General features: G+C 38.9%; 23 protein-coding genes and 1 tRNA gene. 16 read left to right on the top strand and 8 right to left on the bottom strand.

What is annotated here, in order from left to right; translation table 11 throughout:
* Window positions 1–18: 18 nt before the first annotated feature.
* Window positions 19–276 carry an HPr family phosphocarrier protein gene (locus tag ACFQZ1_RS01155; protein ID WP_377880264.1) on the top strand — a complete coding sequence of 86 codons (258 nt, stop codon included), beginning with the start codon at window positions 19–21 and terminating at the stop codon, window positions 274–276.
* 170 nt (window positions 277–446) lie between these two features.
* Here the strand turns inward: ACFQZ1_RS01155 and clpP are convergent, their stop codons facing one another.
* From clpP to ACFQZ1_RS01115, 8 genes are all read right to left on the bottom strand, one after another.
* Window positions 447–1,028 carry an ATP-dependent Clp endopeptidase proteolytic subunit ClpP gene (clpP, locus tag ACFQZ1_RS01150; RefSeq protein ID WP_098308426.1) on the bottom strand — a complete coding sequence of 194 codons (582 nt, stop codon included), beginning with the start codon at window positions 1,026–1,028 and terminating at the stop codon, window positions 447–449.
* 251 nt (window positions 1,029–1,279) lie between these two features.
* Window positions 1,280–2,155, bottom strand: coding sequence for a DUF421 domain-containing protein (locus tag ACFQZ1_RS01145; protein ID WP_377880263.1), 876 nt, complete (start codon window positions 2,153–2,155; stop codon window positions 1,280–1,282).
* Window positions 2,156–2,175: 20 nt separating this feature from the next.
* Window positions 2,176–2,382, bottom strand: a complete 207-nt coding sequence (locus ACFQZ1_RS01140; RefSeq protein ID WP_377880262.1) for a DUF1657 domain-containing protein — start codon at window positions 2,380–2,382, stop codon at window positions 2,176–2,178.
* A gap of 11 nt (window positions 2,383–2,393) precedes the next feature.
* A complete protein-coding gene (spoVAE, locus tag ACFQZ1_RS01135) occupies window positions 2,394–2,744 on the bottom strand; it encodes a stage V sporulation protein AE (RefSeq protein ID WP_377880261.1) in 351 nt (116 codons plus the stop codon).
* Entirely contained in the window at window positions 2,745–3,758 is a 1,014-nt protein-coding gene (gene spoVAD, locus ACFQZ1_RS01130; RefSeq protein ID WP_377880260.1) for a stage V sporulation protein AD, read from the bottom strand.
* Between the two features lie 12 nt (window positions 3,759–3,770).
* Entirely contained in the window at window positions 3,771–4,235 is a 465-nt protein-coding gene (gene spoVAC, locus ACFQZ1_RS01125; protein ID WP_377880259.1) for a stage V sporulation protein AC, read from the bottom strand.
* A gap of 34 nt (window positions 4,236–4,269) precedes the next feature.
* Entirely contained in the window at window positions 4,270–4,761 is a 492-nt protein-coding gene (locus ACFQZ1_RS01120; RefSeq protein WP_377880258.1) for a YhcN/YlaJ family sporulation lipoprotein, read from the bottom strand.
* Window positions 4,762–4,967: 206 nt separating this feature from the next.
* The gene (locus tag ACFQZ1_RS01115; RefSeq protein WP_098308440.1) at window positions 4,968–5,174 is read right to left on the bottom strand and encodes a DUF1657 domain-containing protein; all 207 of its coding nucleotides are present in this window, start codon (window positions 5,172–5,174) and stop codon (window positions 4,968–4,970) included.
* Window positions 5,175–5,564: 390 nt separating this feature from the next.
* Between ACFQZ1_RS01115 and ACFQZ1_RS01110 the strand changes: the two genes are divergently transcribed.
* The 15 genes from ACFQZ1_RS01110 (at window position 5,565) to ACFQZ1_RS01040 (ending at window position 21,387) form a co-directional block, all read left to right on the top strand.
* A complete protein-coding gene (locus tag ACFQZ1_RS01110) occupies window positions 5,565–7,478 on the top strand; it encodes an APC family permease (RefSeq protein ID WP_377880257.1) in 1,914 nt (637 codons plus the stop codon).
* A 330-nt stretch (window positions 7,479–7,808) separates the two neighbouring features.
* A tRNA-Arg gene (locus ACFQZ1_RS01105) sits at window positions 7,809–7,884 on the top strand.
* Between the two features lie 588 nt (window positions 7,885–8,472).
* Window positions 8,473–9,264 carry a slipin family protein gene (locus ACFQZ1_RS01100; protein WP_377880256.1) on the top strand — a complete coding sequence of 264 codons (792 nt, stop codon included), beginning with the start codon at window positions 8,473–8,475 and terminating at the stop codon, window positions 9,262–9,264.
* Between the two features lie 602 nt (window positions 9,265–9,866).
* Entirely contained in the window at window positions 9,867–11,162 is a 1,296-nt protein-coding gene (gene rpoN, locus ACFQZ1_RS01095) for an RNA polymerase factor sigma-54 (protein ID WP_377880255.1), read from the top strand.
* Window positions 11,163–11,171: 9 nt separating this feature from the next.
* Complete coding sequence (locus ACFQZ1_RS01090) at window positions 11,172–11,420, top strand: glutaredoxin family protein (RefSeq protein WP_377880254.1); 249 nt, start codon at window positions 11,172–11,174, stop codon at window positions 11,418–11,420.
* A gap of 133 nt (window positions 11,421–11,553) precedes the next feature.
* Window positions 11,554–12,576, top strand: coding sequence for a sugar-binding transcriptional regulator (locus tag ACFQZ1_RS01085; RefSeq protein ID WP_377880277.1), 1,023 nt, complete (start codon window positions 11,554–11,556; stop codon window positions 12,574–12,576).
* A gap of 34 nt (window positions 12,577–12,610) precedes the next feature.
* Window positions 12,611–13,618: a type I glyceraldehyde-3-phosphate dehydrogenase gene (gene gap, locus ACFQZ1_RS01080; protein WP_377880253.1), complete on the top strand. Its 1,008-nt coding sequence runs from the start codon at window positions 12,611–12,613 to the stop codon at window positions 13,616–13,618.
* A 136-nt stretch (window positions 13,619–13,754) separates the two neighbouring features.
* Window positions 13,755–14,939 carry a phosphoglycerate kinase gene (locus ACFQZ1_RS01075; RefSeq protein ID WP_377880252.1) on the top strand — a complete coding sequence of 395 codons (1,185 nt, stop codon included), beginning with the start codon at window positions 13,755–13,757 and terminating at the stop codon, window positions 14,937–14,939.
* 31 nt (window positions 14,940–14,970) lie between these two features.
* Window positions 14,971–15,726, top strand: a complete 756-nt coding sequence (tpiA, locus tag ACFQZ1_RS01070) for a triose-phosphate isomerase (RefSeq protein WP_377880251.1) — start codon at window positions 14,971–14,973, stop codon at window positions 15,724–15,726.
* On the top strand, window positions 15,723–17,252 hold the full coding sequence (gene gpmI, locus ACFQZ1_RS01065; protein ID WP_377880250.1) for a 2,3-bisphosphoglycerate-independent phosphoglycerate mutase: 1,530 nt from the start codon (window positions 15,723–15,725) through the stop codon (window positions 17,250–17,252). Before tpiA ends, gpmI begins: the two co-directional genes overlap by 4 nt.
* Before the next feature lie 27 nt (window positions 17,253–17,279).
* Window positions 17,280–18,572 (top strand): phosphopyruvate hydratase, encoded by a 1,293-nt coding sequence (gene eno, locus ACFQZ1_RS01060; RefSeq protein ID WP_377880249.1) that lies wholly within the window; start codon window positions 17,280–17,282, stop codon window positions 18,570–18,572.
* Window positions 18,573–19,110: 538 nt separating this feature from the next.
* Window positions 19,111–19,479, top strand: coding sequence for a CidA/LrgA family holin-like protein (locus ACFQZ1_RS01055; protein WP_377880248.1), 369 nt, complete (start codon window positions 19,111–19,113; stop codon window positions 19,477–19,479).
* The gene (locus ACFQZ1_RS01050; RefSeq protein ID WP_377880247.1) at window positions 19,476–20,165 is read left to right on the top strand and encodes an LrgB family protein; all 690 of its coding nucleotides are present in this window, start codon (window positions 19,476–19,478) and stop codon (window positions 20,163–20,165) included. Before ACFQZ1_RS01055 ends, ACFQZ1_RS01050 begins: the two co-directional genes overlap by 4 nt.
* 102 nt (window positions 20,166–20,267) lie before the next feature.
* The gene (secG, locus tag ACFQZ1_RS01045; RefSeq protein ID WP_377880246.1) at window positions 20,268–20,501 is read left to right on the top strand and encodes a preprotein translocase subunit SecG; all 234 of its coding nucleotides are present in this window, start codon (window positions 20,268–20,270) and stop codon (window positions 20,499–20,501) included.
* A gap of 145 nt (window positions 20,502–20,646) precedes the next feature.
* Entirely contained in the window at window positions 20,647–21,387 is a 741-nt protein-coding gene (locus tag ACFQZ1_RS01040) for an alpha/beta hydrolase (RefSeq protein ID WP_377880245.1), read from the top strand.
* Window positions 21,388–21,496: the final 109 nt, after the last annotated feature.

Genomic DNA, 21,496 nt, shown 5'->3' with positions numbered 1-21,496 from the left:
GTAAAGGGGAATGGAACAGTGGTTCAAAAACAGGTAGAGGTGTTGTTGAAAGCTGGATTACAAGCACGTCCGGCAGCGTTGTTTGTACAAGAAGCAAATCGTTTTCAAGCTGATATTTTTATGGAGAAAGACGGAAAAACGGTCAATGCTAAGAGTATTATGGGGATTATGAGCTTAGCAATCGGAGCTGGATGCAAAGTTACAATTACTACAGAAGGATCAGATGAAACAGCAGCATTAGAAGCACTTGTTGCTTATGTGCAAAAGGAACAATAAAAAGAGCTATCGCAAATGTGCGATAGCTTTTTTTATATACGCGTGATCTTATGATCCAGCTTCAGCAGCTAGAATCTCCGGTCGTTTCGCCCCCTCGGACGAAGTAAAAAGCACTTCTCTGCCTTAGGCGCGGGCGCCCTGCGATTCTGAACGAGCCGCTTTCGCTTTTATTAGCGATTTGTAAAAATCTTGTCGATTAAGCCGTATTCTAGCGCTTTGTCTGCTGTCATGAAGTTGTCACGCTCTGTGTCGCGCTCGATTACTTCTAAATCTTGACCTGTACGTTCAGAAAGAATTTTGTTTAATTTATCACGCAAGAATAGGATGCGTTTTGCAGCGATTTCGATTTCTGTCGCTTGTCCTTGTGCACCGCCAAGTGGTTGGTGAATCATAACTTCACTGTTTGGAAGAGCGAAACGCTTCCCTTTTTCACCAGCAGCAAGTAGGAAAGCACCCATAGATGCAGCCATACCGATGCAAATTGTAGATACTTTTGGTTTAATGAATTGCATTGTATCATAAATTGCCATACCTGCTGTAATAGAGCCACCAGGACTGTTGATATATATATGAATATCTTTTTCTGGGTCTTGTGATTCTAAGAATAAAAGCTGAGAAACAATTGAGTTTGCTACGTTGTCATCGATTGCGCTTCCAAGCATAATGATGCGGTCTTTTAATAAGCGAGAGTAAATGTCGTAAGCACGTTCCCCGCGATTTGTTTGTTCAATAACTGTAGGAATTAAATTCATGTGTAACTTCCTCCTTTAACACATTTGTTAGTTTTATAATACAATTATGGTCAATAAAGGTCAAACGAAACCACTTCAGTTTAAAAAATATGTATGTGTATCATGTTAATTCGCTACTGATAAGGAATTCCCTTCTTCTTTACCTTCCTCATCATAACCGAATTGTATGAATTTAAACATATCAAATATGGAGAAAGACTACTACATGAAAAAAGAACGCCATTACATATATATGAGCGTTCTTTTTTGCACTACTCTTTAAGTAGATACGTTACTTTATTTAAAATTTCTTCTATTCTCTTTGCATTCGTTTCATACATGTTGCTAGCAGCGTTTGATTTCGTTTCTAAAGAAAATAACTCAAGATCAGCATGGCACTTCTTCAAGGAAGCGAGCAGTAATGGTTTATCTTGAGGAGAAGGCATTTGGAGTTTATCGTTATATATATCAACGGTTAATTGTCCGTAAGAGTCGATTTGTCCAATGAATACATTGTCTAGAGCAACTCCAATTTTTTCGAGTTCTGCGTAGAGCCAAGCACGATTATGGCCGCTAGCTGAAAGAGGTTCGTCTAGTATGTTTCCGTCCATAATAACTGTTTGTGTTTCTTTTTCATTTGGTACTTTTAATCCAATATCTTTAGGGGTTAGTGGTTGTCTGTCTTTCTTCAATAAAACGTTCAATTCCCCGCTTGGCTCGAGAACAGCGTATTCAACATCGTTTATATTGAATACATCCTTTTTTCGAAGAAGCTCTAGTATTTCGTCGCTTGTATATTTTTCCTTTTTTAAATTATCTTCGAGTACTTTACCATCTTTTATAAAAATAGTGGATTTACCTTCAACAAAATCTCGTACCATCTTATTTTTTAAGGAAATTAGTCCTGCGAAAAAAGGGATGATAGCAAAAACCATCATACTAGAAATACCATGGACGAAATTTTGTTCCAATCCTGTTGATACTTCTGCAGCGATATCACCAATTGTCATACCGGCTATGTATTCAAAGAAGGAAAGTTGCGCGATTTGTCTTTTGCCGAGCCATTTTGTAATAGCGAATAAAATAACTAAAACACAGAAAGAACGTATAATGACAAGCGGCCATTCTGGGATGTCAATGTGAGGCATAGAAATTCCCTCCAGTCTTCCTAAAATCCTTTATATTGTGGTTCTTCTCGTTCTAATACTGAAATTCGTTTTTGTAAATCAGCGATAACGTTATCCATGTCTATCATGCATTCATGAAAGATGCGTTTTGCTTCTTCGTCAGCAGCGTTTTGTGAAAGTGTACTTAAACTTGCTTGTGCACCTTTTAAACTGGCAAGGCATGTTTTTACACTAGCGACAACAGTCATGAGAACACCTCTTATCCTTTTGGTTTAAATAATAAAGCTCCGATAAAACCGAAGATAATCGCGGCAGATACACCAGCGCTTGTTACTTTGAACATTCCTGTTATAACTCCGATAAGGCCATGCTCAGCCGCTTCTGCCAGCGCACCGTGAACAAGGGCGTTACCAAAGCTTGTAATAGGGACTGTTGCACCGGCCCCGGCAAAATCAATTAACGGTTCATACAAATTGAATCCGTCTAATATGGCACCAATGACAACAAGCGTTGACATTGTATGAGCGGGTGTAAGTTTAAAGACATCAAACATAATTTGACCAATCACACAAATGATACCACCAATTACGAAAGCCCAAAAAAAGATCATTTACTGTACACCTCCAACTTCAATGGATACTGCATGGGCAATACAAGGAATGGTTTCTTGCTGCTGGAAAGTTATTGGAGAAAGTAACGCACCGGTAGCGACTACGAGTATTTTGTTAAATTCCCCTTTTTTCATTCGATTTAATAAATGCCCGTACACGACAGTTGCTGAACAGCCGGGACCGCTTGCTCCTGCTAATACCGGTTGATCTTCCCTATAAATGAGTAATCCGCAATCTTGAAACTGTTCGCTTGTTATAGATGTTCCTTGCTTGCGCAGTAAATCAAAGGCAATTTCGCGTCCTACGTGACCGAGATCCCCCGTTACAATTAAGTCATAGTAGGATGCATCAATTTGTCGATCTCTTAAATGCGCTTCTATTGTATCGACAGCAGCGGGAGCCATGGCACCTCCCATATTAAATGGATCTGATAAACCCATATCAATGACCCTTCCAATTGTTGCTGATGTAACGCAAGGTCCGTCCCCTTGATCACTTAATAAAGCAGCCCCTGCTCCAGTTACTGTCCACTGAGCTGTAGGGGGCTTTTGTCCTCCATATTCAGTTGGATATCGGAATTGCTTTTCAACAGCGGTATTATGGCTAGAAGCCCCTGTTAATAAGTATTTCGCCCCTTTTCCATTTACAATACTTGCACCTAAAGCAAGGCCTTCCATTGAAGTAGAGCAAGCCCCAAACAATCCGAGATAAGGAGCGCCGAGTGTTCGACAGGCAAAACTTGAGGGAGTGATTTGATTGATAAGATCTCCTGTTAGGATAAATTGAATGTCTTCTTTACGTAGTTTTGCTTTTTCGGTTGCCCTGCTGCAAGCTTCTTCAAATAAAATTCGATGTGCTTTTTCATAGGAGTCTTGTCCTAACCATAAATTATCGTGCAATGTATCGAAATCTTCAGGGATTTTTCCTTTCGCTTCAAATGGTCCGCCAATGACACCAGTCGATATAATCACAGGCTTATTTTCAAATACCCATGTTCGGTGACCTTGTAACATTTAAAACCCTCCTCATTGAAATAAAATGGTTCTAATAAGTGCGATGACAAAAGCGGAAAATACACCAAATAAAATAACGGACCCTGCTAACTTAAACATATTCCCACCTACTCCAAGAACAAAGCCTTCTGTACGATGCTCAATACAAGCTGCAATGACTGAGTTTCCAAAACCGGTAACAGGAACAGCTGTACCAGCCCCGCCAAACTGAGCCAATCGATCGTAAACACCAAAACCTGTTAGGAGCATGGAAATAAAAATCATTGTAGCTACAGTCGGATTTCCGGCTGATCTTTCAGTGAAATCGAAATAAGTAATATAAAACGTGGAGATAAGTTGACCGATTAAGCAAATAAAACCGCCCATAAAAAAAGCTCTTATACAATTCTTCAGAACAGGCCGCTTCGGTTCACGCTGCTTTTCAAATTGTTTATACTCTTGCTGCACTGGTGTTAAATCTTTGTTTCTCTTTGACATATGAATCCTTCCTTTTCTGTTTTGAAAAGTATCCTTACGTATCAGAATGCATTTCTTTTTTCACTATTTTTAGCTGTTTTTTTACTTCTTCCTTATCTACTTCTTTATTTTTAATCTTGGTTTCTAACTTATCGAGCAACATCAAAATCTTTTTATCTACGCTTACATAAATTTTAAAATTAGGATACATCTTTTTTAATGTCTGTTTCATTTCCTTTTTTAATTTGTCTAGTTGAAAGCGTTCATGGTGCTCTGGTTTCGCAGCTACATAAAGCTCGTTATTTAAATTAACAGCTTTTACATCAACTATTTCTTCCATGCCAAGAATCTTATTTTTCGCTTCATCCGCTATCGATTGATTAATGGATTCTATGTTTATCTTTGTTAGTTTCGCATCTGTTTTATTTATTTCTTGTGCTGATTCTTGCTTTTCTTGTGTATCTTTTTTATCTAATGGACTGTGACATCCGCATAGGAAACTGAATAAGAGAAGGAATAACAAGGAGATTGTTCCGAATTTTCGCATGGTATCATTCCATTTCTATTGCTTTATGTAATTTGATTTGAAAAAAGGATGATATTACATCACCCCTTTTTCAGCTAATCAGAAAGTATACATATGATAATGAATTAGCCTATGTGTAAAGAGTATCTGTAGGCGTACATTAATTAAGTATCATTCTGTTTTTTTGCAGTGCGCTGGCTTATGAATGACCAGTTTTTCTTATGTTGTTATTGCTGTGTATATTGAGGTTCTTCTTGTTCAACTTCTTGCACACGTGGAGATAAAGTCTCAATAATTGATTGCGTTTGCTGTGCTGCGCTTTGAAATAATTGCTTCGCTTGTTGGTTATCAGTATCAAGAGCGAATCCTTCTAAGCTTGCTTGTGCACTTTTTAATCCTGAAACAGTTTGTTTAAGTTTTGTAATTACAGTCATAACGTAATTCCTCCTCTTGTTGAATTTGATTTCAATCATTAGAATTTGTGAATGGGTGCTGAAATATAATTACCAATTTTAGGTTTTCTTGAAAACGTGTCATTTTTGATTTTAAAAAATACAAGAAAATTAACATGGATAATGATGGAGGAGATATTACATAATATAGGGGTAGAAGGATTTGTTTCTTCTACTCACCATTATGCAGCCTGTTAGCATGAAGCTAGCAGGTTTTTCGTATTATATATAATAAATTTCTAAATGTTGATTGCAGGTTTTTTATTGTGGATATTTTTGAAAGCTACATAGTTTAGATTTTGTTGTTCAAAATATTACGTATCAATTAAAATAAGGAGAATAAAAAAATAGTAATTAAAAGGAGAAAAAGTTATGGATCATCATACTTTAGTTAGATGGTTGGAAGCAGTATTAATCATACTAGCATTAGTTGCAATTTGGTTTTCTGCAAGTAACTTCAGTAGTGTGAAGCGGTTTTTAATTGGTCGCCCTATGCGAACATCGGAGCTTCATGCACACCATAACAAGTTATTTTGGTTGATTGCACTGCCTATCCTTTCAGCGGATTTGTATTCATCCGTTGCATATGGACCTGAATCAGGAATGACAGAGCTTGCAGGGCTTGGTCCTGGTGCGAAATGGTTAATTTTACCTATTACCATTTCTACGATCGTTCTTTTGGCAATTTTGATTGTATCGTATATTATGGGGATTTTGGCATATCCAAACGGCGGGGGAGCATATGCCATTGCAAAAGATAACTTCAAGCCGCGATGGGTTTCTCTCGTTGCTTCTAGTTCGTTGCTCGTTGATTACGTGTTGACCGTGGCTGTATCTGTATCTGCAGCTATGGAGGCCGTTTCATCTGCTTACCCTGTAGTTGCTCCTTATGAAACGATTTTGGCCATTTTGTGTGTTATTCTCTTAGTACTTGTGAACTTGCGAGGAGTAGCAGAATCAGCCCGCGTTTTTGCTTGGCCAACATTTGGTTTTATGATTTGTATGTTAATTTTAATTTTTACCGGCTTTTTTGATGAATTTCGTCACGGCTTTACACAATCAACTACACCGTCCTTTGGAACGGTTCCAGAGGGATTAACAACTTTATTGATTTTGAAAGCATTCAGCTCAGCTTGTTCGGCGCTTACAGGAATTGAGACAATTTCAAATGCAGTTCCTATTTTTAGAGAACCGCAGCAAAAAAATGCAATTAGAACTTATATTGCTTTAGGCACGATCACAGCTGTGACACTGTTAGGATTTTCGTATCATCTGTATGTGAAGGGAATTACGCCAGATCCGCACAACACGATGTTGTCTCAGTTGACTGGCATGTATTTTGGACACGGGATTTTATATCAAGTAATTATATGGTTTACGTTTATTGTTTTGATTTTAGCGGCAAATTCTACATTTACAGGATTTTCTCAGCTTGCTGCGATTGTAGCAGCAGATGGATTTTTGCCTCGAAGTTTGACAAATCGCGGAGACCGTTTAGGGTATTCAAACGGAATTATTGTATTAGCATCATTGGCATGTATTTTGATTATTTCGTTTCATGCGCATACGAATGCTTTAATTCCATTGTATGCAATCGGTGTTTTCCTTTCATTTACAGTAGCGCAAATTGGTTTGATGCGCCGCTGGAAACGAGTTAAAGGACCAAATTGGAAAATTAAGCTTACGATTAATACAGTTGGTGCTGTTATTACAGCAATAGTCGCTGTTATTTTCGCTGTTACAAAGTTTACAGGCGGCGCTTGGGTTGTATTAGTTGTATTGCCTATTATCATTTTTATTTCAATGGCTATTCACAAGCATTATGAAGATATTGCAAAAGAACTGCGCATTGATACGCAAAGTATACGTCCAGAAGCAAGCAAGGTAGTCACCCTTGTTTTAGTGTCAGGTGTTCATCGTGTTGTGAACAATACGATTTCCTTTGCGAAAAGCTTAGATGTTGATCCGATTGCTGTATATGTTGGTTTCGATGAGCAATCTATAGATAAAATGGAGAAGAAGTGGAAAGAGTGGGGAACTCCTTGTAGGCTGGTAGTTCTTCGTAGTAAATATCGCTCTATTCTTGAACCGCTGAATCGTCTTATTAAAACAATAGAGGCGAAAAAAGAAAATGGGGGACATATCCATATTATTATCCCGCAGTTTATTCCACACAAATGGTGGCATCATGTATTACATAACCAGAGTGCACTTCTTTTACGAATGTGGTTTATTCGTCATAAAGATATCGTGATTACAACGGTTCCATATCATTTGCATAAATAGTTCATTTCGGTTATTTATGAATTTGCTACTGATAATCTGAGTTATATCGCCTGCGTCGTCAATCGACGTGGGCGTTTCTTTTATCCCGCATTAACGGACAGTAAAACCCCCACCTCAAGATTGAGAGGGGATCAAAGAAGATAGGTGAGGGTAGTTCAATGCACGAACGGATAAGGTTGAAGGAAGAGAAGGGTAGGATGTAGGAGTGGCTTTGTAAACTGCGACGTAATAAGTAATTGCTTCCAAAACGAAGATATCGTATAATAAACATTACGCGAGGCAGTGGGAAAGTGTCTCTTGCGGTTGTAAGGATACTATTATATATTTCATGCGCCCATAGCTCAGCTGGATAGAGCGGTGGTTTCCGGTACCACGTCTGCCGGGGGTTCGAATCCCTCTGGGCGCGTTCTAGATGATATGACAGCGTTTGTGACGCAATCAGCGTTGTCAAGAAAGCGTGAAAGGACGGAAACAATACGAGAAACGTGATATGTGAGTTTAATCCCTTTGAACGTCCGTATATGTACCGTAGTTCACACGCCGAAAATCAAATAATATGTAAGCTGAAACTCTCGTCTGAATCATTCTTCAGATTGGGGTTTTTTTTGTTGACTAAAAAACGAATTGTAAAACGCGTCGTAAAGATAGGAATAATTTTGTCACGTTATTCGAGAGCAGTAAGACCCCACTGATGGAAGTGTCACTTTATATCTAGCGCGGACATGACGATTCTTTGGGAGAACTGGCGATGCCCTGAATGTTATTGAGTCGCTTATTAGCGAGGCTTGGCGATTCTACATGGTATCTGGAATTTAGCTGTTGATTAGTATCAGACGATTAGTGATTCCGCTTATGCCCATCAAATTAAGAAATGAGACTATCTCCAAAGCGTTAAAATGTACATGGCACCCTAGTTGAAAATAAGAAAATTTGGTAAAATGGATATAGTTTATAAATTTAGGCAATTGTTGCCTATTTAAGGAGTTGACTTCGTATGATAGTGCCTCTCATTTTTTTAATTGTTCTTTTAGCCATTGTTACTTTCAGTTCGATTCGAATCGTGCAACAGTATGAACAAGGTGTTGTACTTCGATTGGGGCGTTACACTCGTTCGATTGAACCTGGCGTTCAGTTTGTTGTACCATTAATCGAAACAGTACAAAAAGTGGATATGCGTATTCGAGTCGAAAATGTTGAGAATCAAGATATAATTACGAAAGACAGTGTTCCGGTTACCATAAATGCTGTTGTGTACTATCAAGTGGTCAATGCTCAAAAGGCACTTCTTGATGTTGAAAATTACCGTAAGGCAACTTCGACGGTAGCTCAAACGATTCTTCGTTCGAACCTCGGTGCTCACACGATGCAGGAAATGCTCACTGAGCAAAAAAAATTGGATGATCTGTTGCGAAAAGAGTTAGATAAGGCTACAGAACCATGGGGAATAAAGGTAACAGGGGTAGAAATACGCTCAATGGACCTTCCAGAAGGGTTACGTCGTGCAATGGCTAAGGAAGCAGAAGCGGAACGTGAGCGGGTTGCAAAGGTAATTGCTGCAAAAGGAGAGTATGAAGCGGCTGAAAAGCTTTCTCAAGCTGCCGAATTAATTAGTAAACAGCCAGCAGCACTACAATTACGTACGCTGCAAACTATGACAGAGATTGCAGCGGAAAAAAATAGTACCATCTTGTTTCCATATGAAATAGCAGGATTAGCAAATCTGTTTGCTAAACAACAGCAGGAAATACCCACTGAACCTCAACCTGCTTCACGAGGAATAGAATAATAAGAACAACAATTTAAACTGTTAAAGCATGTGCGCTATCTAGTGCCATCAAGCTTACAAAATAAAGTGAAACTTTAATCAGTGGGGGGCTTCATCCCCCACTGATTATTAGTTGAACCAATCGGGCTTTTACAGGCAGTTTATCTCCCACCTAACTTCTTTGCTTTCACCGAATTTTGAGGTGGGAGTATTATTGCCTGTTAATGCGGGATAAATTTTTCCCAAAAGGGATTCGAATCTCTCTGGGCGCGTAAAAAAAACCTAACTTCAATTTTGAAGTTAGGTTTTTCTATTAGTTTGTTTATAAAGTTCTTAGAATATACAGGAGAAAAAGAGTAATTTAAGTATAACGAAACTTCATTATACTTAAATTACTCTTTTTAATTGTTATTTCTTGAAATAGGAGTTACTATTAGTATGTGGTATAAAGTTTATGAGTATTGTAAAAATTTCGTCATTTTATTTCGGTATCACCTATTTTTTGGTTGTAATATATAAACTTAATTAATACATATGAAGTAATAATATATGGATGTTGGTATTTTGTAAGGATTCTCCTTTTGAGAAACTTATTGTACAATAGAAGTGAGGGGGAGATTAGGGTGAAAGCAAGTCTTTTACAAGAACAAAGTTTACGTTTAGCAATGACGCAAGAGTTAAGACAAGCGATTACAATGCTCCAGTACAATGTACAGGAATTAACGGAGTTTTTGTATGAGCAATCGCTGGAGAATCCCCTTATCGAGTTAGGTGGATTTGACAGGGAGAAGAAAAAGAGTAAAACAACAAGTAAACAAACAGAGAATCAAATGGAAATTTATAGTGTAGATTCAACAACGATTCAACAGCATTTAGTTGATCAATTGCAGTATTATAAAATAGATGAAGAACAAAGAAAAATTGCCTCATTCATTATTTTAAATGTGGATGAGAACGGATATTTACAAGAAACAAATGAGGAATTAGCAGCGTTATTATCGGTATGTGTAGAAGAAGTTAATAGATGTATGGAGCTCGTTCAATCGTTAGAGCCAGCAGGGGTAGCGGCAAGAAATATTCAAGAGTGTTTATCAATTCAATTAAAGCGCTTACAAAAGAAGGACGCATTAGCAGAAATGATTGTGGATGAACATTTTGCATATTTTGTAAAGAAGGATTGGCGCAAATTAGTAAATGTGTTGAAGTGTAGTACAGAAGAATTGCAAGAAGCTGTTCATGTTATTACATCACTGCAGCCAAAACCAGGTTTAGCTTTTTCTTCGGAAAAACCGATGTACATCGTTCCTGATATGGCGGTAAAAAAAGAAGATAATCGTTTGGTAATCCAAATGAATGAACGTAATATGCCGAGGATTGAAATTCATTCAGAATATAGTGAGCTTCTTCATAATAGCGAAAGAGATGTTGCTTCTTATGTTTCTGAAAAATATCAACATGTACAATGGATTATGCGCAGTTTAAAACAAAGAAAACAAACGCTTCTGAAAGTAATGGAAGTGATTATTGAAAAACAGCGTGACTTTTTTATGAATGGCCCTCAATATTTAAAGCCACTTGCATTAAAAGAGGTAGCTGAGATATTAGGTGTTCATGAATCAACAATTAGTCGTGCAACGCGCAATAAATATGTGCAAACGCCATATGGCTTGTTTGAAATGAAGTCATTCTTTAGCAATGCGGTAGCAACAACGGAAGATGAAGCAATTTCAACAAAGAGAGTGAAGCAACTTATTCAAGAGTTTGTAGGAAAAGAAGATAAGAAAAAACCACTTTCAGATCAAAAGATTTCAAAAATGTTAGAGGAAGAACATGAAATTGTTGTTTCGCGCAGAACGGTAGCGAAATATCGAGAGCAGTTAAACATTCCGGCATCTTCGCTCCGAAAAACGATTGTATAGGTGATGGAGATGGAGGTTATTCTATATACAAAAGAAGAATGCGGTCTTTGCAAGAAGGCGAAAAAACTTTTGCAAGAGCTGAAAACTGAATATGTATTTGATCTAAAGGAAATAAATATTTATGAGGATGAGCAGCTGTTAGAGAAATATCATCTTATGATTCCTGTTGTTGAAATCGAAGGTGAAGAGGTAGAATATGGAATCATTCACAAAGATGTCATAATAAACAGCATAATTCGTGCAATAAGAGTTGAATAACTTTGGATCTCCTGTTACAATAATAACCGTAGCAGGGATTATTTTTTTACTCTATGTGGGACACAAATTGTCACTACGGGACATATAATGACCATATAGGGAATGAACCAGTGTGGTGAGGAGATAAAATATGATGCGCTCATGGATTCAGTATACGAAAAAATTATTACCTGATCTGCTACCTGTTATGCAAACAAGAATGCAAATTCTTCAGTACATTCGGTTAACACAACCTATTGGCAGAAGGAATTTATCTGCAAGTCTTGGTATGACAGAACGAGTATTACGAAGTGAAGTACAGGTTTTGAAAGAAGAAAACTTGGTTCACGTCGCCTCTTCTGGAATGACATTAACAGAAGAAGGAACAGCTGTTGTTCTTGCTTTGGAAGACTTTATGAAAGAAATTTCCGGTTTGAAGGTTTTGGAAAAACAGCTTAAGGAAACATTAGGCTTGGATGAAGTTTTCGTTGTCCCTGGTGATAGTGATGAATCACCTTGGGTTAAGCTCGAGATGGGCCGCGCTTGTGTTGCTTGTATAAAAGATCGTCTGACAGCGAATAATATCGTTGCTGTGACTGGAGGAACAACAATAGCTGCCGTAGCTGATATGATGCAATTGGATTGCAGGGATCTACATACATTATTTGTCCCAGCACGCGGTGGAATAGGAGAGAGTGTTGAGCTAGAAGCAAACACAATCTGTGCGAAAATGGCACAAAATACGATGAGCAACTATCGCTTATTGTACGTTCCCGATCATGTAAGCAGCGAAGCATATGCGTCCATTGTGACGGAACCTTCTGTGAAAGAAATTCTTGAATTGATTCGATCTTCCAATATTGTTATTCACGGAATTGGTGATGCCTTAACGATGGCGCGTAGACGAAGTACTTTAGAAGCAGATTGGATGAAAATTAAAGAAATGCAGGCAGTCGGTGAAGCGTTTGGGTATTACTTTAACGAACAAGGTGAAGTTGTTCATAAAGTACAAACGGTCGGCATGCAACTCGAAGATTTACAACATGTATCTCATGTCGTTGCAGTTGCTGGAGGTTCATCAAAAGCAAAAGCAATTCAAGCAGTAATTAAACAAGGACACACTTCATTACTCATCACAGATGAAGGTGCAGCAAAAGTGTTAGTAGAGGGTAAATAACCCTTAATATACATCCCCCAAGGAGGAAATTCAAATGACAGTTAAAATTGGTATTAATGGATTTGGCCGTATCGGACGTATGGTATTCCGCGCAGCTCTTAACAACTCTGAGGTAGAAGTAGTAGCAATCAACGACTTAACAGATGCTCAAACATTAGCACATCTTTTAAAATATGATTCTGTTCACGGAGCAGTAAATGCAGAAGTATCTACTAACGGCGACAGCATCGTTGTTAACGGTAAAGAAATTAAAGTTATCGCTGAGCGTGACCCAGCTCAATTACCATGGAGCGACTACGGTGTAGAAATCGTAGTAGAATCTACTGGCCGTTTCACTAAAAAAGCAGACGCTGAGAAACACTTAGGCGGATCTGTTAAAAAAGTTATCATCTCTGCTCCAGCTTCTGACGAAGATATCACAATCGTTATGGGTGTTAACGAAGAAGCTTATGATGCAGCTAACCACAACGTAGTATCTAACGCTTCTTGTACTACAAACTGCTTAGCTCCATTTGCTAAAGTATTAAACGAAAAATTCGGCGTAAAACGCGGTATGATGACAACAATTCACTCTTACACTAACGACCAACAAATCTTAGATTTACCACATAAAGATTTACGTCGTGCACGTGCAGCAGCAATGAGCATGATCCCAACTACAACTGGTGCAGCTAAAGCAGTAGCATTAGTATTACCAGAACTTAAAGGTAAATTAAACGGTGGTGCAGTTCGCGTTCCAACTGCTAACGTATCTCTTGTTGACTTAGTTGTTGAACTTGAGAAAGAAGTAACAGTTGAAGAAGTAAACGCAGCATTCAAAGCAGCTGCTGAAGGCGAATTAAAAGATATCCTTGGATACAGCGAAGAGCCATTAGTATCTATCGACTATAACGGATGCACAAACTCTTCTACAATCGATGCATTATCTACAATGACTATGGAAGGTAACATGGTTAAAGTACTTTCTTGGTACGATAACGAAACTGGTTACTCTAACCGCGTAGTAGACTTAGCTGCTTATATGGCTGCTAAAGGTCTTTAATTCATAAAGCTTATAAATCTACAAATGACAAAACGAGGGAGAGGGTTTGTTCCCTCTCTCTTCTTTCGTTTTATAAGCAAATGTGATAAGCTTTTGAATGGGTTTTGTCAATCCTAACTAGTCGGAGGGAAATCCAATGAACAAAAAATCAATTCGTGACGTAGATTTAAAGGGTAAACGAGTATTTTGCCGTGTTGACTTCAACGTACCTATGAAAGAAGGCAAAATTACAGACGAGACTCGTATTCGTGCAGCTCTTCCTACAATTCAATATTTAGTAGAGCAAGGTGCGAAAGTGATTTTAGCAAGCCATTTAGGTCGTCCAAAAGGACAAGTGGTAGAAGAAATGCGTCTAACTCCAGTAGCAGCACGTTTAGGTGAGCTTCTTGGTAAAGATGTGAAAAAAGCAGACGAAGCATTCGGACCTGCTGTACAAGAAATGGTTGCAGCAATGAACGAAGGCGACGTATTAGTTCTTGAAAACGTACGTTTCTATGCGGGCGAAGAAAAGAACGATGCAGAACTTGCGAAAGAATTTGCAGCTCTTGCTGATATTTTCGTAAATGATGCATTCGGTGCAGCTCACCGTGCTCACGCTTCTACTGCAGGTATTGCAGATTACTTACCAGCAGTATCAGGTTTCTTAATGGAAAAAGAATTAGAAGTACTAGGTAAAGCACTTTCTAATCCAGATCGTCCATTTACAGCAATCATCGGTGGTGCGAAAGTAAAAGATAAAATCGGTGTAATACGTCATCTACTTGATAAAGTTGATAACTTAATCATTGGCGGTGGACTTGCTTATACATTTGTAAAAGCAGCAGGTCATGAAATCGGAAAGTCTCTATGTGAAGACGACAAAATTGAACTAGCAAAAGAGTTTATGCAACTTGCAAAAGAAAAAGGTGTAAACTTCTACATGCCAGTTGATTGCGTCATTGCAGATGACTTCTCTGAAACTGCAAACCGACAAGTTGTAGATATCGATTCTATTCCTGCTGATTGGGAAGGCTTGGATATTGGACCAAAAACAAGTGCAATTTATGCAGATGTAATTAAAAACTCTAAGCTTGTTGTATGGAACGGACCAATGGGCGTATTCGAAATGGCTCCATTTGCAGAAGGTACAAAAGCAGTAGGACAAGCATTAGCAGATGCAGAAGGTACATACTCTGTTATCGGCGGTGGTGACTCTGCAGCAGCTGTTGAAAAATTCGGTATGGCTGATAAAATGAGCCACATTTCTACTGGCGGCGGTGCGTCATTAGAATTTATGGAAGGTAAAGAACTTCCTGGTGTAGTTTGTCTTAACGACAAATAATTAGCAGCCAAGAAAAAGGACGGTGCAAAGCATGCGTAAACCAATTATCGCAGGTAACTGGAAAATGAATAAAACTCTATCTGAAGCAGTTAGCTTCGTAGAGGAAGTAAAAGGTCAAATCCCAGCTAGAGCAGCTGTTGATGCAGTGGTTTGCTCGCCAGCTCTTTTCCTAGAGCGTCTTGTAGCAGCAACTGAGGGAACTGACTTACAAGTAGGTGCACAAAACATGCACTTCGAAAAAAATGGTGCATTCACTGGCGAAATTAGCCCAGTGGCACTTAGCGACTTAAAAGTGAGCTACGTAGTACTTGGCCACTCTGAGCGTCGTGAAATGTTTGCTGAAACAGACGAAACAGTAAACAAAAAGACTCTTGCAGCATTTGAACATGGTTTAACACCAATCGTTTGCTGTGGTGAAACGTTAGAAGAGCGCGAAAGCGGAAAAACATTTGATCTTGTAGCAGGTCAAGTGACTAAAGCACTTACAGGCTTAACAGAAGAGCAAGTAAAAGTAACTGTTATCGCATATGAGCCAATTTGGGCAATCGGTACAGGGAAATCTTCTTCTGCACAAGATGCAAACGAAGTATGTGCGCACATCCGTAAAGTTGTTGCTGAAGCTGTTTCTCCGGCAGCTGCAGAAGCAGTTCGTATTCAATACGGCGGCAGCGTAAAACCTGAAAACATTAAAGAATATATGGCACAATCTGATATCGATGGTGCTTTAGTTGGCGGTGCAAGCTTAGAGCCTGCGTCCTTCTTAGGTCTTTTGGAGGCGGTAAAATGAGAAAGCCAACAGCTTTAATCATTCTTGATGGTTTTGGACTACGTGAAGAAACTTACGGGAATGCTGTAGCACAAGCTAAGAAACCTAATTTCGACGGCTACTGGAACAAGTTCCCTCACACTACACTAACAGCGTGCGGTGAGGCGGTAGGTCTTCCAGAAGGTCAAATGGGTAACTCTGAGGTAGGTCACTTAAATATTGGTGCCGGCCGCGTTGTATACCAAAGCTTAACGCGTGTTAACGTTGCAATTCGTGAAGGTGAATTCAATCAGAATGAAACATTCCAAAGTGCAATGAAACACGTAAAAGAAAAGGGTACAGCCCTTCATTTATTCGGTTTACTTTCTGATGGCGGTGTGCATAGTCACATTGACCATATGTTTGCTCTTCTTCGCTTAGCTGCAAAAGAAGGCGTGGAGAAAGTATATATCCATGCGTTCTTAGATGGCCGTGATGTTGGTCCGCAAACAGCAAAAGGTTATATCGATGCAACAAATGAAGTGATGAAAGAAACAGGAGTAGGACAGTTCGCGACAATCTCCGGTCGTTACTACTCCATGGACCGTGACAAGCGTTGGGATCGCGTTGAAAAATGTTACCGTGCCATGGTGAACGGCGAAGGCCCTACTTACAAAACAGCATATGAGTGTGTGGATGACTCATACGCAAATGGTATCTACGATGAATTCGTATTGCCGTCTGTAATGGTAAATGAAGATGAAACGCCAATTGCAACAATCAATGATGATGATGCAATCATCTTCTATAACTTCCGTCCAGACCGTGCAATTCAAATTGCTCGTGTATTTACAAACGAAGACTTCCGTGAGTTCGATCGTGGTGAAAAAGTACCTCACATTCCAGAATTCGTTTGTATGACACACTTTAGTGAAACGGTAAAAGGTTATGTAGCATTCAAGCCAATGAACTTGGATAATACGTTAGGTGAAGTTGTTTCACAAGCGGGATTAAAACAACTTCGCATTGCGGAAACTGAAAAGTATCCGCACGTTACATTCTTCTTTAGCGGTGGTCGTGAGGCTGAATTCCCAGGAGAAGAGCGTATCTTAATTAACTCACCAAAAGTCGCAACATACGACTTGAAACCAGAAATGAGCATTTATGAAGTAACAGATGCTCTTGTAAATGAAATTGAGAATGACAAACATGACGTTATCATTCTAAACTTTGCAAACTGTGATATGGTTGGCCATTCTGGGATGATGGAACCAACAATTAAAGCAGTAGAAGCAACTGACGAATGTTTAGGAAAAGTTGTAGAAGCAATTCTTGCAAAAGATGGTGTAGCACTTATTACTGCTGACCATGGTAATGCTGATGAGGAGTTAACTCCAGAAGGCACACCGATGACAGCTCATACAACAAACCCGGTTCCTTTCATCGTTACAAAAGAAGGTATTGAGCTTCGTGAAGGCGGTATTTTGGGAGATATCGCTCCAACAATGCTTACACTTCTTGGTGTTGAACAGCCAAAAGAAATGACAGGTAAAACAATTATTAAATAATTACTTATATAAAAGGAGAGAAATAATATGCCAGCAATTTTAGATATTTATGCTCGTGAAGTTTTAGACTCTCGTGGTAACCCAACTGTAGAAGTAGAAGTATACACAGAAAGCGGCGCATTCGGACGCGCATTAGTACCAAGTGGTGCATCTACTGGTGAATACGAAGCAGTAGAATTACGTGACGGTGACAAATCTCGTTACCTTGGTAAAGGTGTTCTTAACGCAGTAAATAATGTAAACGAAGTTATCGCTCCAGAAATCGTTGGTTTCGACGTAACTGACCAAGCTGGAATCGACCGTGCTATGATCGAATTAGACGGCACTCCAAACAAAGGTAAATTAGGCGCTAACGCTATCCTTGGTGTATCTATGGCAGTAGCTCACGCAGCAGCTGACTATGTAGGTCTTCCATTATACCGTTACCTTGGCGGATTCAATGCAAAACAATTACCAACTCCAATGATGAACATCATCAACGGTGGTTCTCACGCTGACAACAACGTAGACTTCCAAGAGTTCATGATCTTACCAGTTGGTGCTCCAACATTCAAAGAAGCAATCCGTATGGGTGCTGAAGTATTCCATGCATTAAAAGCTGTATTACATGACAAAGGTCTTAACACAGCAGTAGGTGACGAAGGTGGATTCGCTCCAAACCTTGGTTCTAACCGTGAAGCATTAGAAGTAATCATCGAAGCAATCGAAAAAGCTGGTTACAAAGCTGGCGAAAACGTATTCTTAGGAATGGACGTTGCTTCTTCTGAGTTCTACAACAAAGAAACTGGTAAATATGATCTTACAGGTGAAGGCCGCAGCATGACTTCTGCAGAAATGGTTGATTTCTACGAAGATCTTTGCAACAACTTCCCAATCATCTCTATTGAAGATGGTTTAGACGAAAACGACTGGGATGGCCACAAGTTATTAACTGACCGTCTTGGTAAAAAAGTTCAATTAGTTGGTGACGACTTATTCGTAACTAACACGCAAAAACTTGCTGAAGGTATCGAAAAAGGTATCGCTAACTCTATCTTAATTAAAGTTAACCAAATCGGTACTTTAACTGAAACTTTCGAAGCAATCGAAATGGCTAAACGTGCTGGTTACACAGCAGTTGTATCTCACCGTTCTGGTGAAACTGAAGATGCTACAATCGCTGACATCGCAGTTGCAACTAACGCTGGCCAAATCAAAACTGGTTCTATGAGCCGTACTGACCGTATTGCGAAATACAACCAATTATTACGCATCGAAGACGAACTAGGCGAAATCGCTGTTTACGATGGTTTAAAATCTTTCTACAACCTTAAAAAATAATTGTAGAATATAAAAGACCGGCCGTGAGAAATCACGGCCGGTTTTATTTTTCTCCTGCTTTTTCACCTCTACTATCCACTCGAAAAGTCTGAAAATATAAACTTTATGCAGCGATAAGTTAATTCACTTCCTAATTCCGTTTACAAATACAGTAAAAATGCCAATGTAAGCGCATACTATAGCCGCTTTTGCTTGTCAATTCGGGAAATTGCGGGTTTTTATAATTTATACTATGATAAATATAGAAAATATAAAGTGCAACTTCCATCAGTGGGAGTTTTTTTCATCCCCCACCTATCTTCTTCGCTTTCTCTGAATGTTGAGGTGGGGGTCTTACTGCTGAAAAGTAGCGGATAAAGTGAAACTTCCATCAGTGAGGGTTCCTTTGTTCCCACTGATGGAAAGCTCTCACCAATCGGGCTTTTACGGGCAGTTATCCCTTACCTATCTTCTTTGTTTTTCTCTGAATGTTGAGGTGAGGGGACTACTGCTCGCGAATAGCGGGATAAAGAATCGTATAATGAAGGATGATAGACAGATGAAATTTACAAAAATTATTGTCCAAATAGCAGCACTTTACGTGTTTAATATGATTGGCACGTGGATGCAAGGAGCGTTGCATATCCCGATTCCAGGAAGTTTAATAGGGATGTTCTTGTTGCTCCTATTGCTCGGGTTAAAAGTCCTTCCAGTAAAATGGTTTGAATTAGGAGCAGAAACATTGATGGCTCTTATGCCATTTTTATTAATACCTCCGACCATTGGTTTAATGAATTATGGTTCTTTTTTGATGAATAAAGGTATTTCGCTATGTATTACTGTTGTCGCGAGTACTTTTTTAATAATTGTTGTAGCAGGACATACAGGACAATATCTTGCGAATAGAAAGGAAAAAGAGACACAATGAGTATAGTAGTCGGAATTGGTTGGATTATTGTAACAGCTTTCATGTATCAACTGTCAAAGAAGATTTATCAATGGCTTCCAACACCGTTTACAGTTCCAATGCTTGTTGCAACTGCTTTAATGATCTTATTGTTAGTTGTATTCCATATACCCTATCAACAATACATGCAGAGCGGCGGGGGCTGGATTTCGAAATTGCTTGGTCCTGGTGTAGTAGCATTTGCAATCCCTTTATATCAACAACGCAGCGTTTTGAAGAAGTATGTTGTACCAATTGCTGGCGGTGTATTGGTGGGAACAATAGTTGCAATTGCAAGTGATATGGTAATTGCAACAGTTATGGGAACGGATAAAAGCTTGATTTTATCTTCCTTACCGAAGTCAGTAACAATGCCAGTAGCCATGAGTGTATCTGAACAAGTAGGCGGTGTCCCATCTTTAACAGCAGCTTTCGTAGTTGTTGCGGGGATATCCGGAACCATTTCTGGTCCTATTTTATTAAAATGGAGCAGGGTAACGAATTCTGTTGGAAAAGGAATTGGATTTGGTTGTGCATCTCATATTATGGGCGTCATGCGTGCGATGAAAAATAATGAACATGAAGGTGTAATTGGATCGGTAACAATGACATTAACAGCAATCTTAACATGTTTGCTTGGTCCATTATTTGCGGCTTTTTTTATTTAATCTGGTGAAGTATCCGGTGAGTGAGAGCCCATGAGACGCTCTCGCTTTTCCAATTATTTTATGATACATTTAAGGTAATTGAAACTTTAGGAGGCATGTAAAGTGCATACGTTTTTATCAGTTTTACTTATTATTGTATCACTGTTATTGATTGTACTTGTATTAATGCAATCTAGTAAGAGTGCTGGTTTATCCGGTGCAATTTCCGGCGGAGCGGAACAATTATTTGGTAAGCAAAAAGCGCGCGGAATTGAAGCTGTATTAAACCGTATTACAGTTGTTCTTGCTGTATTATTCTTCGTGTTAACATTTACTGTTACGTATTTACAAGCATAAATGAAAAAGATTCACCTTTTTGGGTTGAATCTTTTTTATTTTTTACCGAAGAAGTTTCTAATTAGATTATGGAAAAGAAACTATGTTACACTATAAATAGATCATACAAGAAGAGTACACTATAGGAAGAGAAGGAGAACGTGAAATGAAGCTAGCATCCCCAAAACCGTTTACATTTGAGGCGGGAGAACGTGCAGTTTTACTATTACATGGATTTACAGGGAACTCTGCAGACGTTCGTATGCTCGGACGTTATTTAGAGACAAAAGGTTATACGTGTCATGCACCGATTTATAAAGGTCATGGTGTACCACCAGAGCAGCTTGTGCACACAGGCCCGGAAGACTGGTGGAAAGATGTTATGGCGGCGTATCAACATTTAAAAGATAAAGGGTATGAAAAGATTGCAGCTGTTGGTTTATCGCTTGGCGGTGTTTTTTCTTTAAAACTTGCTTATACAATGCCGATTATCGGGGTTGTACCAATGTGTGCACCGATGTACATTAAGAGTGAAGAAATCATGTATCAAGGTATACTGGCATACGCACGCGAATATAAAAAACGTGAGCGCAAATCTCCAGAGCAAATTGAAGCGGAGATGTTTGAGTTTAAGCAAACACCGATGAATACATTAAAAGCACTGCAAGATTTAATTCGTGATGTACGCAATAATATTGATATGATTTATGCACCAACGTTTGTTGTTCAAGCGCGTCATGATGAAATGATTAATACAGATAGCGCAAACATTATTTATAACGGTGTAGAGTCAAACTTAAAAGAAATGAAATGGTACGAGGATTCCACGCATGTAATTACGCTGGATAAACAGCGTGATGAGCTGCACGAAGATGTATATAACTTCTTGGAGCAACTAGATTGGTAAGATCTAGTTGCCTCTTTTTTACATAAAAAAACATCATTTATACATGGTTATATTTTCGGATAGACTATACAATACGAGGATTTATTAAGGAGGTTTTTGTACTTGGAAG

The organism is Bacillus sp. CGMCC 1.60114 (genome assembly GCF_042676365.1).
Lineage (GTDB): Bacteria > Bacillota > Bacilli > Bacillales > Bacillaceae_G > Bacillus_A > Bacillus_A rhizoplanae_A.
This window is presented reverse-complemented; position numbering and strand designations above follow the sequence as displayed.

Bases quoted from the DNA above. Each gene is read 5' to 3' on its own strand.
- clpP (WP_098308426.1), bottom strand. From the start codon at position 1,028: ATGAATTTAATTCCTACAGTTATTGAACAAACAAATCGCGGGGAACGT.
- ACFQZ1_RS01145 (WP_377880263.1), bottom strand. From the start codon at position 2,155: ATGCCTCACATTGACATCCCAGAATGGCCGCTTGTCATTATACGTTCT.
- ACFQZ1_RS01140 (WP_377880262.1), bottom strand. From the start codon at position 2,382: ATGACTGTTGTCGCTAGTGTAAAAACATGCCTTGCCAGTTTAAAAGGT.
- spoVAE (WP_377880261.1), bottom strand. From the start codon at position 2,744: ATGATCTTTTTTTGGGCTTTCGTAATTGGTGGTATCATTTGTGTGATT.
- spoVAD (WP_377880260.1), bottom strand. From the start codon at position 3,758: ATGTTACAAGGTCACCGAACATGGGTATTTGAAAATAAGCCTGTGATT.
- spoVAC (WP_377880259.1), bottom strand. From the start codon at position 4,235: ATGTCAAAGAGAAACAAAGATTTAACACCAGTGCAGCAAGAGTATAAA.
- ACFQZ1_RS01120 (WP_377880258.1), bottom strand. From the start codon at position 4,761: ATGCGAAAATTCGGAACAATCTCCTTGTTATTCCTTCTCTTATTCAGT.
- ACFQZ1_RS01115 (WP_098308440.1), bottom strand. From the start codon at position 5,174: ATGACTGTAATTACAAAACTTAAACAAACTGTTTCAGGATTAAAAAGT.
- ACFQZ1_RS01110 (WP_377880257.1), top strand. From the start codon at position 5,565: ATGGATCATCATACTTTAGTTAGATGGTTGGAAGCAGTATTAATCATA.
- ACFQZ1_RS01100 (WP_377880256.1), top strand. From the start codon at position 8,473: ATGATAGTGCCTCTCATTTTTTTAATTGTTCTTTTAGCCATTGTTACT.
- ACFQZ1_RS01090 (WP_377880254.1), top strand. From the start codon at position 11,172: ATGGAGGTTATTCTATATACAAAAGAAGAATGCGGTCTTTGCAAGAAG.
- ACFQZ1_RS01085 (WP_377880277.1), top strand. From the start codon at position 11,554: ATGCGCTCATGGATTCAGTATACGAAAAAATTATTACCTGATCTGCTA.
- gap (WP_377880253.1), top strand. From the start codon at position 12,611: ATGACAGTTAAAATTGGTATTAATGGATTTGGCCGTATCGGACGTATG.
- ACFQZ1_RS01075 (WP_377880252.1), top strand. From the start codon at position 13,755: ATGAACAAAAAATCAATTCGTGACGTAGATTTAAAGGGTAAACGAGTA.
- tpiA (WP_377880251.1), top strand. From the start codon at position 14,971: ATGCGTAAACCAATTATCGCAGGTAACTGGAAAATGAATAAAACTCTA.
- gpmI (WP_377880250.1), top strand. From the start codon at position 15,723: ATGAGAAAGCCAACAGCTTTAATCATTCTTGATGGTTTTGGACTACGT.
- eno (WP_377880249.1), top strand. From the start codon at position 17,280: ATGCCAGCAATTTTAGATATTTATGCTCGTGAAGTTTTAGACTCTCGT.
- ACFQZ1_RS01055 (WP_377880248.1), top strand. From the start codon at position 19,111: ATGAAATTTACAAAAATTATTGTCCAAATAGCAGCACTTTACGTGTTT.
- ACFQZ1_RS01050 (WP_377880247.1), top strand. From the start codon at position 19,476: ATGAGTATAGTAGTCGGAATTGGTTGGATTATTGTAACAGCTTTCATG.
- ACFQZ1_RS01040 (WP_377880245.1), top strand. From the start codon at position 20,647: ATGAAGCTAGCATCCCCAAAACCGTTTACATTTGAGGCGGGAGAACGT.